This is a genomic window from Micromonospora sp. NBC_00617 (assembly GCF_045161355.1).
In the GTDB taxonomy this organism is placed as follows: domain Bacteria; phylum Actinomycetota; class Actinomycetes; order Mycobacteriales; family Micromonosporaceae; genus Micromonospora.
In genome coordinates this window covers 3,942,751-3,956,410 of record NZ_CP107751.1, presented here as the reverse complement: position 1 = coordinate 3,956,410, position 13,660 = coordinate 3,942,751, and the positions used below count along the sequence as shown (strand labels likewise).

Annotated in this window: 14 protein-coding genes and 1 pseudogene; 4 read left to right on the top strand and 11 right to left on the bottom strand. The window is 66.5% G+C overall.

Going from position 1 to position 13,660, the window contains the following annotated elements; all coding sequences use genetic code 11:
- Nucleotides 1-56 precede the first annotated feature (56 nt).
- Nucleotides 57-1,526: a trehalose-6-phosphate synthase gene (locus OG505_RS18030; RefSeq protein WP_405425928.1), complete on the top strand. Its 1,470-nt coding sequence runs from the start codon at nt 57-59 to the stop codon at nt 1,524-1,526.
- The gene (locus tag OG505_RS18025; protein ID WP_405425927.1) at nt 1,523-2,845 is read left to right on the top strand and encodes a condensation domain-containing protein; all 1,323 of its coding nucleotides are present in this window, start codon (nt 1,523-1,525) and stop codon (nt 2,843-2,845) included. The genes OG505_RS18030 and OG505_RS18025 overlap by 4 nt, the downstream gene beginning before the upstream one ends.
- Nucleotide 2,846: 1 nt before the next feature.
- Here the strand turns inward: OG505_RS18025 and OG505_RS18020 are convergent, their stop codons facing one another.
- From OG505_RS18020 to OG505_RS17985, 8 genes are all read right to left on the bottom strand, one after another.
- Entirely contained in the window at nt 2,847-3,716 is an 870-nt protein-coding gene (locus tag OG505_RS18020; protein WP_405425926.1) for an MBL fold metallo-hydrolase, read from the bottom strand.
- Nucleotides 3,709-4,992 carry a 3-phosphoshikimate 1-carboxyvinyltransferase gene (aroA, locus tag OG505_RS18015; protein ID WP_405425925.1) on the bottom strand — a complete coding sequence of 428 codons (1,284 nt, stop codon included), beginning with the start codon at nt 4,990-4,992 and terminating at the stop codon, nt 3,709-3,711. The genes OG505_RS18020 and aroA overlap by 8 nt, the downstream gene beginning before the upstream one ends.
- 53 nt (nt 4,993-5,045) lie before the next feature.
- On the bottom strand, nt 5,046-6,194 hold the full coding sequence (locus OG505_RS18010; protein ID WP_405425923.1) for a putative PEP-binding protein: 1,149 nt from the start codon (nt 6,192-6,194) through the stop codon (nt 5,046-5,048).
- A gap of 196 nt (nt 6,195-6,390) precedes the next feature.
- Nucleotides 6,391-7,143 carry a hypothetical protein gene (locus tag OG505_RS18005; RefSeq protein WP_405425922.1) on the bottom strand — a complete coding sequence of 251 codons (753 nt, stop codon included), beginning with the start codon at nt 7,141-7,143 and terminating at the stop codon, nt 6,391-6,393.
- 93 nt (nt 7,144-7,236) lie between these two features.
- Complete coding sequence (locus OG505_RS18000) at nt 7,237-7,884, bottom strand: dTMP kinase (protein ID WP_405425920.1); 648 nt, start codon at nt 7,882-7,884, stop codon at nt 7,237-7,239.
- A gap of 74 nt (nt 7,885-7,958) precedes the next feature.
- Entirely contained in the window at nt 7,959-8,891 is a 933-nt protein-coding gene (locus OG505_RS17995; protein ID WP_405425918.1) for a diiron oxygenase, read from the bottom strand.
- The gene (locus OG505_RS17990) at nt 8,891-9,229 is read right to left on the bottom strand and encodes a PqqD family peptide modification chaperone (protein ID WP_405425916.1); all 339 of its coding nucleotides are present in this window, start codon (nt 9,227-9,229) and stop codon (nt 8,891-8,893) included. Before OG505_RS17990 ends, OG505_RS17995 begins: the two co-directional genes overlap by 1 nt.
- Nucleotides 9,230-9,275: 46 nt before the next feature.
- Nucleotides 9,276-10,055, bottom strand: a complete 780-nt coding sequence (locus OG505_RS17985) for a nucleotidyltransferase domain-containing protein (RefSeq protein WP_405425915.1) — start codon at nt 10,053-10,055, stop codon at nt 9,276-9,278.
- Between the two features lie 218 nt (nt 10,056-10,273).
- Between OG505_RS17985 and OG505_RS17980 the strand changes: the two genes are divergently transcribed.
- On the top strand, nt 10,274-10,891 hold the full coding sequence (locus OG505_RS17980) for a TetR/AcrR family transcriptional regulator (protein ID WP_405425914.1): 618 nt from the start codon (nt 10,274-10,276) through the stop codon (nt 10,889-10,891).
- Here OG505_RS17980 and OG505_RS17975 read toward each other — a convergent pair.
- Both OG505_RS17975 and OG505_RS17970 read right to left on the bottom strand, forming a co-directional pair.
- Nucleotides 10,869-11,081: pseudogene (locus OG505_RS17975) on the bottom strand (hypothetical protein); the annotation flags it as partial. The gene OG505_RS17980 and the pseudogene OG505_RS17975 sit on opposite strands and share 23 nt — an antisense overlap.
- A 393-nt stretch (nt 11,082-11,474) precedes the next feature.
- Complete coding sequence (locus OG505_RS17970) at nt 11,475-12,380, bottom strand: septum formation family protein (protein WP_405425913.1); 906 nt, start codon at nt 12,378-12,380, stop codon at nt 11,475-11,477.
- Nucleotides 12,381-12,941: 561 nt separating this feature from the next.
- Between OG505_RS17970 and OG505_RS17965 the strand changes: the two genes are divergently transcribed.
- Nucleotides 12,942-13,064, top strand: a complete 123-nt coding sequence (locus tag OG505_RS17965) for a hypothetical protein (protein WP_405425911.1) — start codon at nt 12,942-12,944, stop codon at nt 13,062-13,064.
- Between the two features lie 55 nt (nt 13,065-13,119).
- Here OG505_RS17965 and OG505_RS17960 read toward each other — a convergent pair whose 3' ends face one another.
- On the bottom strand, nt 13,120-13,542 hold the full coding sequence (locus OG505_RS17960; protein ID WP_405425910.1) for an SRPBCC family protein: 423 nt from the start codon (nt 13,540-13,542) through the stop codon (nt 13,120-13,122).
- Between the last annotated feature and the right edge of the window lie 118 nt (nt 13,543-13,660).

Sequence of the window (13,660 nt, the reverse complement as noted above, 5' to 3'; positions counted from 1 at the left end):
GATCGTAGCGTGTCCTTCTCGTCCCCCGGGTCCCCGTCAAGACGAGGTGCTGACCAATGACCGCACGGCCAATCGTCATCTGCTCCAACCGAGGTCCGGTGACGGCGTACCCGCGGGGATCTGCCGGATACGACTTCACCCGGACTCGCCCCAACGGCCTGGTTCCCACCGTCTTCCCCGCTTTCGCCCACCACGGCGGCACCTGGGTGTACGCCGCCCGCTCGGAGGCCGACCGGGCGTTGGCGAAGGCCGCCCCGGTTCCTCTGTCCGGTATCGGTGATGCGGCGCCGATGAGACTGCGACCGCTGGCCGTGCCGTCCGCTCTGGCGCGGAGCCATTACGAGGACTTCTCCGTCGGCGTACTGGCCCGCTTGCTGCACTACCTTCACGACCGGAGCAGCGCGGCGGACCTCGACGCCGCGGCCTACGCCGCGTGGCCGGCCTATCAGGCGGTCAACGAGCAGTTCGCGGTCGCGCTGGCCGAGGAGGCCGCAGGTTGCCCCATTCTGGTGCAGGACTATCACCTGCTGCTTGTGGCAGCCATGCTGCGTCGTGCGGGAAAAGCGCCGGACACACCCTTGATCTACTTCCATCATGTGGCGTGGTGCGATCCCGACTACTTCGGCATGCTGCCCGTCACGGTGCGGGAAGCCCTCCTCGCCGCACTGGTGGACTTCGACGTCGTGGGCTTCCACTCACGCCGCTGGGCGGACGCGTTCTTGGCGTGCTGCGCTCGGTGGCTGCCCGGCGCGCAGGTCCGACCCGATGCCGTACGCTGGGGAAATCGGACGTGCCGGACGACCGTCGCACCGGCCGCGATCGACCGCGACGACTTGCTGGTCGAGACGCTGGACCCGCGGTACGAGTGGTGGCGGGCGCACCTGCGGGACGAGGCAGCCGGCCGGTGGATGCTCACCCGGGTCGAGCGGGCGGATCTGTGGAAGAACCCGCTACGCGGCCTGCAGTCGGTCGAGCGTTTCCTGACTGACCACCCCACCGCAGCAGACCACGTCTGGTTTCCCTGGGTGCTCACCCCCACCCGGGACTGGATGCCGGAATATCGCCTCTACCTCGACGACTGTCTGCGCGTTGCGAAGCGCATCAACGCGGAATTCGGCCGGGCCGGCCGTGAGCCCGTCCGGTTGTTCGTCTCTCCAGATGCGGCGAACCCCGACCGGGCCCTCGCTTTGGCCGCGCTCAGCGTCGCGGACGGTGTGATGGTGACACCCACCTTCGACGGGCTGAACATCACCGCGAAGGAGGCGGCGATCCTGAGTGACGCGGACCCCGTGATGATCGTTTCCGAGAACGCCGGGATCATGAGCGAGTTTCCCGGATTGATGATCAGCATAAACCCGTTCGACGTCGCGGACACGGCTGATGGTATTCGGCGGGCGTACCGGATGGGCCGGTCGGATCGCAGTGCCCGATCGGCGGAGCTGAGGCGTCGGGTCCTCGCCAGAACGCCGCAGACCTGGCTCAACGACCTGCTCGGTGCGGTTTCGCTCCTGGAGAGCAGTCGATGAGGAGCACTGGACGCTGGACGGTCAGGTGGGACGGGGGTCGATCGGGCAGTGCCCCAGCCACCTGGGGCCAAAGCTACATGTACCTCGTGCTGCGCACGTTGGAACCGGCGACCGCACAGCTCAATCAGTCCGGGGGCGTCATCGTACCGCCCGGCGTCACGCTCGACCGCGTGCTGGCCGCCGTCGGCCGGCTGCTCGTCCACTGTGAATCGCTGCGTACCGACATTGTCGAGGAGGAGGACGGGAGGCTCGTCCAACGTCTCACCAGTGGTTCAGCATCGGTGGACGCCTGGGATACCACTGATCGGGACGACGGGGCAGCGATCGAGGCGGCGCGGCTCGACGTGGCCGGTGTCCCATTTGACCCGGTCGGACTGCCCTTCCGCAGCGCCATAGTCGTTCGCGACGGGACACCTGTCGGCCTGGTGTGGGCCGCCTCGCACGTGGCCTGCGACGCGAACAGCATTCCCATCGTCAATCGCTGCCTCGCCGCCTTCCTTTCCGGCGCAGCCTCGCCCGACCCGATGGACGAGTGCCAGCAGCCGCTGGAGAGGGCCGCGTTCGAACAGTCCGAGGCCGGCCAACGGCTCGGTCGCCGAGCGCTGGACTTCTGGGAGCGGAAGGTCGGCCTGTTACCCGTGGCAGCGCCCTGGCCGGAACACGAACCGGACGATCCACGGTTCTGGCGGGGCACCCTGACGTCCGCCGCGATCCAACCCGCCGCCGACGCGATCGCCCGGCGGCTCGCCACCGGCACGTCGGCTGTCCTGCTGGCGGCCACCGCCCACGTGTTGAGTGACCTGCTGGGCACGGAGCGGGTCGCGATCCAGCTCACGGCCGGCAATCGCGGGGCACGGGAGAGGATCCGCTCCGTCGCGAACATGACGCAGACCGGCCTGGTCGTCCTGGACGTGGACCGATCCTCCCTCGCGACGACCGTCGGTCAGGCGTGGCGGGCCGGGATGCAGGCGTACCGGCATTCGCAGTTCGACTTCGCCGAGTTCGAGGCCCTGTTCGATCGGCTCGGGCAGGCCCGCGGAGAGAGCGTGGACCTGGCGTACTTCTTCAACGACCTACGGACCGACACCCGGCCGGCGGAGGCCGCAGTGGATCCAGCAGAGTTCGCGAACCTGCGGTCGGTAACCGCCTTCCGCTGGGAGGAGGGCATTCGGCAGCAGAACATCAAATTCTTGATCATGGTACGTGACGGAGGCGCGCTGACGATCCTCGTGGATACGGCCTTCTGCAGCAGAAAACGAGCGGAGGTGGTCATTCTCGCCATCGAGGAGTTGTTGGTGACGACCGCCAACTCTGGCTGAGTCAGGGCTTCCCGGAGCCCGTCAGGTCACTCAGTTCGCTGAGGAGCGTCGCGTCAGTGTCCTCCTCGACAGGCGCACCGGGATCGAAATGCGCGAAGGTGGATGCGGCCGCCAGCCGGCTCAGAATCGCCGAACGATTCGCTGGGAGGTCGGTGGTGAGCGACGTCCGTCGCACCGTCTCGGTCGCCGCCGCGATCACCTCCGAGGCTCGCAGGCTGGCGGTGAGGATTCCCTGACAGTCGGTACCCCGAAACACGCTGGTGCGGGCGCCCTGCCAGTCCAGCGGATGACCGACCACCATCAGGTCTATTCGCAGCTTGAGAAGACTGCGGATGCTGGCCCGGTACTGGCGGCCGGAGCCGTAGTAGACTGGGAGTTTCCGGGCAGATCCCGTACCCTGCACGCTGTCGCCGACGATCAGCAGTCGTCGGACTGGTTCGTAGAAACAGACGCTGCCGGCAGTGTGTCCCGGCGTTTCGACCACGTCGAGACTGACGTCGCCGCGGATGATCCGGTCACCCCCCGACACCGGCGTGTCGGGCGCGAAACCGGCGAGGTCGGTGTCGTGCGGGGAGAAGTAGGAACGCGCGCCACTGAGCTCGCGGATCGCCCGGCTGCCACCGGTGTGGTCACGATGGCCGTGCGTGCTGCATACCGCGGTCACATCCCGGACGTCTCTGCCGAGCAGGGTGAGCGCCGGGCTCAGTGCCGCCGGCATGTACTCGGACATCCCGCTGTCCACGAGGACAACGCCCCCTGCCCCCGCGTCGATTGCCACCATCGTCACCATGCCGGTGTGGCTCTGGGGTTTAGGACAACGGGTCAGCACCACATCGGGCGCGATCAGGGTTGCCGTTTCGGACTCAGACACTGTGTCTTCCTTCGTCGAGTGGCAGACCCCAGCCATGTGCCAGGGCGGCGAACTCCTCATGGAACTGGGGGAAGGTCTTGTCGACGCAGGACGGTTCGTCGAACTCGATTCCCGGCGTACGCAGGCCGGTCACGCTCATGCTCATCGCGATGCGGTGATCTGAGCGGGTCTGCACCAGCGCTCCGGTCGGGGTTCCCGGATCGATTTCGAGCCAGTCCGGACCTGAGCGGGTGGATACGCCGCAGGCGGTGAGCGCGGTGGTAATCGCATCGATGCGATCCGATTCCTTCACCCGACAGTTCGCCACATCGGTGATCCGGGTCGGCGCATCGGCGAACGGCGCGATGGCTGCGAGGGTCATCATGGTGTCACTGATGTCGCGCATGGCGACCGTGCCCGGTGAACGCAGCCGGGTCGGGCCGGTAACGGTGACGGTGTTGTCACCGACCTCGACCCGGCAACCCATCGTCGGTAGAACCTCCGTGGCGAACCGGAGATCGCCCTGGCACGACCCTCGGCCGAGACCCGGCACCGTCACGGTGTTTCCCGTGACGGCGGCAGCGGCGAAGAAGTACGACGCCGTTGACGCGTCCGGCTCGATCCGATAATCCTGAGCTTGGTAGGTGCCCGGCGGGATGGTGATCGTGGAATCCTGCCACCTGGACTCGACCCCGAACTGTCGCATCATCATCAACGTGAGATGGACGTACGGCGCCGAGACGGGATTGGGTGCCCGCACCCTGAGGCCGTTCCGCATCGCCGGCGCCGACAGGCACAGTGCCGACAGGTACTGACTGGAGACGTCCGCGTCCACCTCGATGGCTCCGCCGACGACGCGTGAGCCGTGCACGACCCACGGCAGGCTGCCCCCGGCCGCAGCGTCGACCTCAACACCGAGGCCACGCAGCGCTGTCATCAAGGACCCCATTGGGCGGGCACGCATCTGCGCGCTGGCATCGATCACATAGCGACCCGATCCCAACGCCGCCACGGCCGGCAGAAACCTCGCCGCGGTGCCCGAATCGTGGCACCACACCGTCGCCTCCGTGGCGGGCGGGCCGGCTGGATCACCGGTCACGCTCCACACGTCGGGCTCGCGGAGCACCGGGAACCCGAGGCTGTCGAGGCCCTTTGCGAAAGCCACCGTGTCGGCCGCGACCAGAGGAGCCACCAGGCGAGTCGTCCCCCGAGCCAGAGCCGCGATGACCAACGCTCTGGCCATCATCGACTTCGAACCGGGAACACGAGCAACTACCGTGCGGGGTGCAGAGATCATGCAGGCCTCTCCTGGCTTAGCTGACCGGGCCCTCACCAGACTAATCAGACGTGTCAGTGCCTCGTACCCCGCCCGATGGCGTCGGCCACACCGTATGCGTCGACGAGCCGATCCGCCGCCACCGCCTGTGTCAACACCGGCGTCAGGCGATCGTGTGCCACGGTCATCAACGCGGGTATCGGGCAGGAGACCAGGAAACCGAGTTGCCGCGCGAACGCCCGATATCCGGGGTCCTCGCCGGCGGCCCCGGACAGGACCGCGCTGATCCCTCGACCGGTGCAGTCGTCGGCCAGCGTGCCCAGCAGTGCCAGGACCGCAGGGTGTGCCTCATGACGCGCGTCGACCAGTCGAACCGGCATACGGCGCGGGCGCGCCAGGGTGAACTGGGTGAGGTCATTCGTGCCGATCCCACACAGCGCCGGGACGATCCCGTACTCCCGCTCTAGGTGGTCACTCCAGAGCCCCGTACAGAGGCACGCGGCCGGGGTTTCGACCTCCCACCCGAAGCCCGGCCGAGTGAGGTCGTCGGGAGACGCCGCGAAGGTGACACCGCCACGACCCGCGAGCGCCACTGTCTCCGTCAACTCCGCGTAGGTTGCCACCATAGGCATCGCGAACACGTACCGGACGGCATGACGAGCCTGCGCCTCGGCCACGATGTTCGCAAGAAACACCACCGCCTCGGGCAGTTGGTCGAGCAGGAGGGCCGCGCCACGCAGGCCGCCGCCGGTGCCGCTGTAGGCGTCGCCGTAGTCGAAACACCGGACGAACACCGGAGCGGACGGAGGAAAGGCGGAATCCGCCGCGTCCAGGATGAACATGAGTTGTTCAGCTAGCATGCGACGCAGCCGCTGATCAGCCAGCAGCCGGCAGAGAGTCCGCCATTCCCCGTCGCTCGTCAACGCATCGGCGACCGTGCCACCGCCGGTGAACTGCTGGTCCACGAGCGCCGCAACCCCCACGGCGAACAGGAACTCGCCGCGGACGAGCCCGAGCCCGACCGACCCGAGCTCAGCGGCACGCTTGAAACCGTCGGCCGTGCAGGCGTTGGCCAGCAGTTCCTCGCCGAGCGGCGGGCCGGCGCCACCGTCCGCCGACGTACGCCACGACGCGATCTCATCCCACAGGATCGCGGCGTGAGCGGCGGCCAATTCACCGGTGAACTGGACCCCCGCCACACCAACACGTTCCAGGAAGGCCACCGCCGGTAAGGGGGCGTCGACCGCGCAGTGCACCGTCCTGCCCGCCACCAACTCGGGCGACCTGTAGAAGGTGCTCGACCAATCAACTAACGTCTCGCTCACCGGCTCCCCGCTCAACTCATGTCTGCCGTTCCCCGCGTCGTTGCGCGGCTGCCGCGCGGAACGGTGTGGCCGGCAGCCTCGGGTGTGCGTTCAACTAGCGTGCGGGCTGCCAGATGCCGAGGACCTTCTCCAGGACCGTCTTGACGCGGGTCTCGTTACCCGTCAGCTCCGCGACCGTCTCGGCGCAAATCTGCCGCTCCTTGATCAGCTTGTCGGCAACCCCACCCGCGGTGAAGCAGTTCGTCCGGTACGCGAGCTGGTCGCCGCGATCGAAGACGTAGATGCTGCCGAACTCGACGTCGCGTCCGGCCAGATGCTCGACCAACTGGTCAAGGTCGGGCTGCGGGGCGCTCCGGTCGAGATTGAAGCCGTGGTGGTATTCGTACGACACCTGCGTGACAATCTGCCGGGCACCCGGCACGACGAGTTTCACGCTGTCGTACTCGTTCTCCACCGTCTTCGGCTGACCGTCCCAGGTGATCGCGAAACTCACCTGCTCCAGCTCCACGATCGCGTTGGGGTACGCGGCGTAGACCTCGTTCAGGATCGTCGGCGCCAGGGAGAGCCGTGCCACGTCGCCGAGGTAGATCGAGGCGAAGGAGTCAGCCTGTGGATCCTTGTCGTGCGCGGGGTGATGTTCCGCGTAGGCGTCCGGCGACTGCTTGCGCTGCGGCCCACTAACCAGGTCCACAACAGGAACCGCCTTGCACGGCGCCGGGTGCTTGGCATCGAGGATCTTCGCGATGTCGACGGCAGCGGCGAACCCACCAGCATCGACGTGCATGTGGCAGGTGCCGATCCGGCTGAACATGCCGTCCTCAATGGTGTCGCCCTGATACCTGTTCACATTCTCTCCTCAGCTGGGCTTGGAACGATGCTGGAGCCATTCACGTACGGCGGAAACACCCTGGTCGTGACATCAGGGTCGTGCTCTGCGCGCCTAGGCGGCCTTCTCGAATCTGTCCGGAAAGGCCGACCGGAGCGTCGCGCGTAGAAGACCTGCCACCTGCTCCCGGGTGCCATTACCGTCAACGACCACAAAATCATCGAATTCTGGGAGCGAACGGTACGCCTCCCGGAACTCCTTCAGAAAAACGACGTCCTCGGTGTCGATACCACGATCGTTTATTCGTCGGGCAGCGGCTTCCGGGTCCACGTCGAGAAAGATGGTCAGATCCGGACGGGGAAGACCAGCGAACATCCGGCGAAGGAACGTCACGCTGCCCACCCGATGGGCAGCGGCGAGCGCGTACTGGCAGTAGGTGTATCTGTCCAGGATCACCAGGTCAGTGCGGTGCTGCAGGGACTCCCGCAGGGCGGCGACCCTGGCCAGCTTGGAGCACGCCGAGATCAGCCGCATGGTCTCGGCGCCGATCATGTCGAGGTGATCGGTAAACCCGTCTTCGTGGGCGATTTTCGTGAGCGCGGCACGTACTGGTGCCATCGATACGCTCGTCTGCGCCATGGCCTGCACTCCTCGCGATGCGAGCCAGTCACCGAGGGCGTGGACCTGAGTCGTCTTTCCTGCGCCGTCGAGGCCCACCACCGCAACCAGGGTGCCTCTGCGCGGCGGCTCCTCCTCTCTCATGGGTGCCGCCCTTCTCCGAACGGTTTGTCATCGCGCATCGCGACCGGCTCCTCTCCGCCGTCGTAAACGTTGGCTCAACGGGTAAGCGACAGCCCCGCAGCCTGGAACGCGTCCTGCACTTCGAGGTCTTCCATCGCCCCGACCTGCGAAAAACTCCGCACCGTGGCCTGGGATGCCTCGCGGGTGGTATTCAGAACCGTTTCAGGTTGATAAGACTTCCGAAGAATTTCGTCGATCTCGGCAGGGAGGAAACCGGTAGCGTTCAGAGCCGACGCCACTGCCGCCTTGTCTGGATCGAGGAAGGTTCGGATGAACTCCGGCACTCTGGGCGCTATCATTCGGCGCTCCTGCAGCGACAGTTGTGGCCACACCCGCTCGAGAACCTTACGAAAATATGCGTGATGTCGACCCTCGTCCGCGGCGTGGTCGGCGACGATCGCGCGTACCGGGACCGGCAGCCGGTAATCCTTCGGAATGTCCGAGAGCAGCCCGGAAACCAGCGTTTCGCTCACCACCGCGAACATCAGGTCGACAAGGTAGCGAGAGCTCACATCGAACGTCTCGCGCACTTCCGACAACCGCCGGACGAACCGGGGCTCGACGACAGTGTTCGCGGGAACCTCGACGGCGCGAGCCACCTGCGCAATGAACTCGTGAGCGGACTGGGCGTGCCATGCTTCGTCCGTGGTGATCTTGAAGGCGTCCGTTCGCATCGCGGCGGGCAGGTCTAGCCCGCTGATCCCCGTGGAGATGCGACACGTGACCGGCAGGACGGCGACCTGCTCCAGCACCGTGGTGAAGTGCAGATACTGGTACAGGGAGTACAGGAGGATCCGCCGAGCCACCTCGGGACCGCGTGCCGCGACCAGCGGGTGGCTCAACGCCGGAACAAATTCTGGGGGAAAAAACAGTTGGACGTCGCGTGGGTCGTCCAGGGATCGACGCGGCTTGGTGCGCACACTGGCCCGTTCGTTCCAGCTGTCGAACGTGCTCCGATAGGGCTCCATCAGCGGTCCACCGAAGTCGATGTCGTCGGGCGGTGACTTCCGAAGGGCACCGGTCCGGTCGCCGGTGACGATGTAGGCCCCGGAACCGGTGCCGACGCGTCCGAGGCACCAAATTGGTCGACGATCCTCCGCTCGCCCAGGTCAGCGACGAACTCGGCCACGTCATCCATGATCTCGTCGACCGGAATGCCGAACGTTGCGGCCACCAGCTCGCCTATCTCGGCCACGGAGCGCTTGCCGTCGATGGCCCGGAACATCAACGCGGCGGAGTCGTTGAGCTCTATGTTGTCAGCAGGGTCCGGGGCTGCGATCAGAAGCGATCCAGCGAACTTTCGCATCCTCACCAACCGGTGCCGCCTCGGAACTGAGCTCAAATGAAACACGTCACACCTCTATTTCCATGCTCAGTTCCTTGCATAGCTCGACTACTGTTTCAACCCATTTCACGGGATTCGAGGTCGAATATTCACGCATGGTCTCGATCGACCAGTACTGCTCGTAGGAAACCAGGCTGGGGGCCGCTACACGCATCCTGCGCGGTCGCCACTTCATGTCGACGCTGTACTCACCATGACTGATGAGAAGCGCCTCCATCGACCACCCGAACGCCTGCCTGGCCGCCAGGACCGCGCCGTCCGCCTCGCCGCTCGCAACCAGGCCGAAGGCGGCGTCCGCTGCACGGTCCGAATTGTTCAACGCTTGCATGATCATGAAACGTTGGAAAGCCGATTCCTGCAGATCGTTCTGACGCCGCAGGAGCCAGTCCTCGCCAAGGATCGGTATGCAGGTGCCCAGCCGGCCGAGAAAGAACTCCTCCACCTCCGTGAGTCGGCTGCCGATCCGCTGATCCGCGTCGAATGCCTTCCGGCTCACCTTGCCGAACAACTGGTCGACCTGGGTGTCGAGCCAGTACTTCACCTCGCCGCGCCGGCCTTCATAGGTAAAAGCGGCCAGTCCCAACGAATCGGGTTCGAGGACAACGGTGATCTCCGCCAACCGATCATCCACGAAAGGCTCGGCCGACACCACGACCAGATCGATGTCGCTCATTTCATGGGCCCAGCCACGAGCTAGGGAACCCGTGACGAAGATGCAATGGGTGGACGACGGAAGCAAGTTGCGCTCCTGCAGGACGTCCACGTACTCAGCGAACTTCTGATTCATATTCCGACCATCTTCAGAACGCCCGCATCGAGGGCAGATTCGTCTCTTGCAAGCGGGTCCGCCGATTCCATCCCGTGGTGCTGCGTGGGTGCCGGCTGGAGGCGGCTCTCGGAGAGGGGAGTCGCCGCTGGGTGCGCTTACACTGGGACCCGGTGGCCGGAGATGGGTACGGATTCGTTCTCTCCGTAGACAGGTTGTCCAGCAGACAGGGCTTGCAGGTGACTCGGACCAGAGCGGAATCGCCACACACCCCGGCCCCCGCCCGACGTCACGGGCGTGTCCTGGAACAGGCCATCTTTGACGCGGTCATCGAGCAGCTGGAGAAGTTCGGCTACGCGAAGTTGACGATGGACAGCGTCGCTGCCGCGGCACACACCGGCAAGGCCACGCTCTACCGCCGCTGGGCGGACAAGGACGAGCTGATCCTGGACGCGTTCTACAACGCGCTGCCGTCGCCGGTGGCCATTCCGCTCCGCGGCGTGCTGCGGACCGATCTGGCGACGGTGCTCCGGAGCCTGCGGGACGCGTTCGACGCGACCCGGGGCGCGGCCTTCCAGATCGTCAAGTCGGAGAACGGTCCGAAGGCCGCGATGGTGCACACGATGGTCAAGGAGCGGGTCACCGACCCGTGCAAGAAGCTGCTCCTGGGCATCCTGCGCGACGGCGTCGAGCGGGGTGAGGTCCGTGCGGACGCGGTCACCCCGCTCGTGGCGAACGTCGGCTCGGCGATGATGATCTACCACTCGCTCACCGAGGGCCCCGTCTCCGACGACATGATCAACGACGTCATCGAAGGGGTGCTGCTCCCGCTGGTCAGCCCGAGACCGTCGGCGTGAGAACGCCCGCCGGCGCCGGGGCGCCGAACCAGGCCCCGATCGCCCGGCGCCGTTCGGATCGGTGCCGTCGACGTCGAACGTGCGCGACGTGCCCGTCGGGACGCACCAGCACGTGGCGGCGTCGTAAGCGACGTAGTTCAGGACGAACGCCTTCACGTTGCGGCACACCGGGTGGCGTGTGACGGCGCGCTGGATCGCGCCAAGGTTCCTTTTGCGCTGATCGCCGACTGGGGCAGCCCTGCGTCCGACACTAGACAACACGGCAGGGTGCCGAGCCGGCCCGGTGACGTCTTCGACTCACCCGAAGTCACCACCGCAGCTAGGTCTGTGCGAGCTGCAGAGTTGCGTTGAGCGTCATCGGCGGTGGGGCATTGGTTCGTGTCGCCCCGCGGACACCAATGATTTGCCCACGGTGCGTGCTGAGATCGACTGCAGCACGCACCGTTTGCGTTTCGGTCTGGTAGGTGAGTCGACGCGAGCACCCCCGCAGTGCAGAGCCGTACGTCGATGCCTTGTGACCTTCGTGAATTCCGGCAACAGCCCCCGGACACAGCCAGTACCATCCAGACGGCGAGGAGCGCGCTCAGCGGACCGGCAGCGCCCTTGTGCCACCGCCCTTGATCGAGCGAGTCACCTTCGGGCCTCCTGACCAGTAGAAGCATCGGATTCCCCGGTCGCCGCGCGCCCACGCCTCCTCGGCCGGCACCAGGTACGAGGTGCCCGTGCGGTAGCGCAGCGTGCTGTCAACCGGGACCTTGGCATACCGGGCCACGAGGGTCCGGCACTTCGCGTGCGCTCCGTCCTCGTCGCGGTCCGCGTCCGCGTACGAGGTGTCGGGCGCCGTCCATGAGCCGACGTATTCGAAGGTGTGCGGCCCGGCGCAGGTGCTCTGCTCGAATTTGCCGTACCGGTCCTCGTTCAGGCACCCGAAGGCCAGCGGTGACGTGCCCTTCAGTTCGTCCCGCAGGCTGCCGGTGTGCTGCACCGGGTGGTCGTCCGGATGCCGTTGCGCCGAGCCGCCGTCGGCGGTGTCCAGCTCAAAGATGTCGCACCGGAACCAGCGACTGCCACCCTGCCATCCGCCCGGAGACGGGGGCGCGACCTGCACCGTCAGGCGAGCGCCCCGCCAGTCGCCACCGACGAACGCGGTCGCCTTCGCGTCGCATTCGGCAAACGCCGGTCGAAGCATTGCCGAGCCCACCGGCGGCGGGGTTTCCCGTTCGGCTACCGGGCCGGTGAACGTGCCCAGGTAGAAGGTCTCCAGCAGGTGCTGCCGTGTGCAGTCGACCGGGTGGTAGCTGGTCAGGTAACTCGACGGTTCGGGATCCACGTGGCAGTCGCCCGCCTTCGGGGTGAACTGCACGGCCGCCGCGGCGGGCGGCCAGTCGTCGGTCAGGTTGCCGTCCAGCCCTGCCGGTGCCCGGCACCCCGCCATCGCCGTCACCCCGGCCAGGGCGGCCACCGCCACCCATACCCGCCACCGTCGCATGTCACCCTCCCCGTCGTGCCGCGGCAGCATATGCCACCCGGAGGCATCGCCAAGGTCCCCGTCCGGCGTGCGGCATCCGGCGGGGCCCAGGTGCTGAGAGCGCGGGCGGCAGCCAGGTCAGCATCGTGTCAACGTCGAAACTCGTTGCGCCGATTTCGAGGCGGACCGTGACCGCCTTGCGCAGGCCATCACCATGCAGCATGGCGCACCGCGGCCAAGAGATCTGATGCCGTACGTCTTCGGCAATCCGCCGCGTGATTCGACGCTGCCCGGCCACCGCCGAGCAGGACCCCGGCCGGGCCGCGCAGCCGCGCCCTCGCCCGGCCACGCCAGCTGACAGATGGGAGCGGAAGCCACTTCAGACGCTCGTACCCGCTCTACCGGTTGCCGGCGCCGATCCCGTTCGCGCAACACACAGATCGATGGGCCGACCTGTATCAGCAGCACCAGGGCGTCAGGTCTGAGGATCCGCTGCTCGCCGAAATCCGTGTGTTCAGGACGGGGACAGGATGGCGGCGCTGCGGCATGTCCGCCAGCAGGCGCCGCGGATCAGCTTGCGGAATGCCAAGGCGTACCGCGCCCGACGTCGAGACCGCCGTCGCAGTCGCGGCGCTGCTGCTCGGAGCCGCTCTGACCGTGCTGGCCTGCGCGAGGCTCAGCACGACCCACAGCGAGACGCGCTGAGCCTGGCGCCCTCCAGCGGCGACTTCTGAATGGCAAGCGCGCACATCTGCCGATGTCAGTGCGGCGCTGCCGTCGTGTGGTTGGCTTCCAGGACCTCTTTCATTTCGAGGATCCCCCGCTCGACACGAGCCCTCACCAGTCCGGCCAGAGCATGAGGGAGTACGTCGGTCAGCCAGACGATCTGGCTCTGGTCACCCCTGTCGAACACCTCAAACGAGGCGTGGTGATAAGTCAGCGGGAGTCGTTGCCCATCCGTCACCGCGTACGCCATCCTGCGGAGCTCGTGGTCGATCGCAAGGATGAGTTCGCGGACTTGTGCTCCGTCCGGCATGGTCAATATGCGGACGTCGCCGTCGATCGAGGTTCCCGCCACCCGCCCCGGCAGGAGTCGCTGGTGTACCGCACCCACATCCGCGATGGCTTCCCATACCTGTTGCGCAGGAACGTCAACAACGGCATCGACACTAATGGTGGCCATAATCGACTCCTCTCGCCAAGTCATGGCAGCGCGCCCGACGCCGCAGCCTGCGGGTCGTCGGCCTGACCGTCCAAAGGACTCCATGCTGCCGGATTGAGTATCCGAAGATGCCGCGATC

Bases quoted from the DNA above. Each gene is read 5' to 3' on its own strand.
- OG505_RS17995 (WP_405425918.1), bottom strand. From the start codon at position 8,891: ATGGAGCCCTATCGGAGCACGTTCGACAGCTGGAACGAACGGGCCAGT.
- OG505_RS18030 (WP_405425928.1), top strand. From the start codon at position 57: ATGACCGCACGGCCAATCGTCATCTGCTCCAACCGAGGTCCGGTGACG.
- aroA (WP_405425925.1), bottom strand. From the start codon at position 4,992: ATGATCTCTGCACCCCGCACGGTAGTTGCTCGTGTTCCCGGTTCGAAG.
- OG505_RS17970 (WP_405425913.1), bottom strand. From the start codon at position 12,380: ATGCGACGGTGGCGGGTATGGGTGGCGGTGGCCGCCCTGGCCGGGGTG.
- OG505_RS17960 (WP_405425910.1), bottom strand. From the start codon at position 13,542: ATGGCCACCATTAGTGTCGATGCCGTTGTTGACGTTCCTGCGCAACAG.
- OG505_RS17990 (WP_405425916.1), bottom strand. From the start codon at position 9,229: ATGCGAAAGTTCGCTGGATCGCTTCTGATCGCAGCCCCGGACCCTGCT.
- OG505_RS18000 (WP_405425920.1), bottom strand. From the start codon at position 7,884: ATGAGAGAGGAGGAGCCGCCGCGCAGAGGCACCCTGGTTGCGGTGGTG.
- OG505_RS17965 (WP_405425911.1), top strand. From the start codon at position 12,942: ATGCCAAGGCGTACCGCGCCCGACGTCGAGACCGCCGTCGCAGTCGCG.
- OG505_RS18025 (WP_405425927.1), top strand. From the start codon at position 1,523: ATGAGGAGCACTGGACGCTGGACGGTCAGGTGGGACGGGGGTCGATCG.
- OG505_RS17985 (WP_405425915.1), bottom strand. From the start codon at position 10,055: ATGAATCAGAAGTTCGCTGAGTACGTGGACGTCCTGCAGGAGCGCAAC.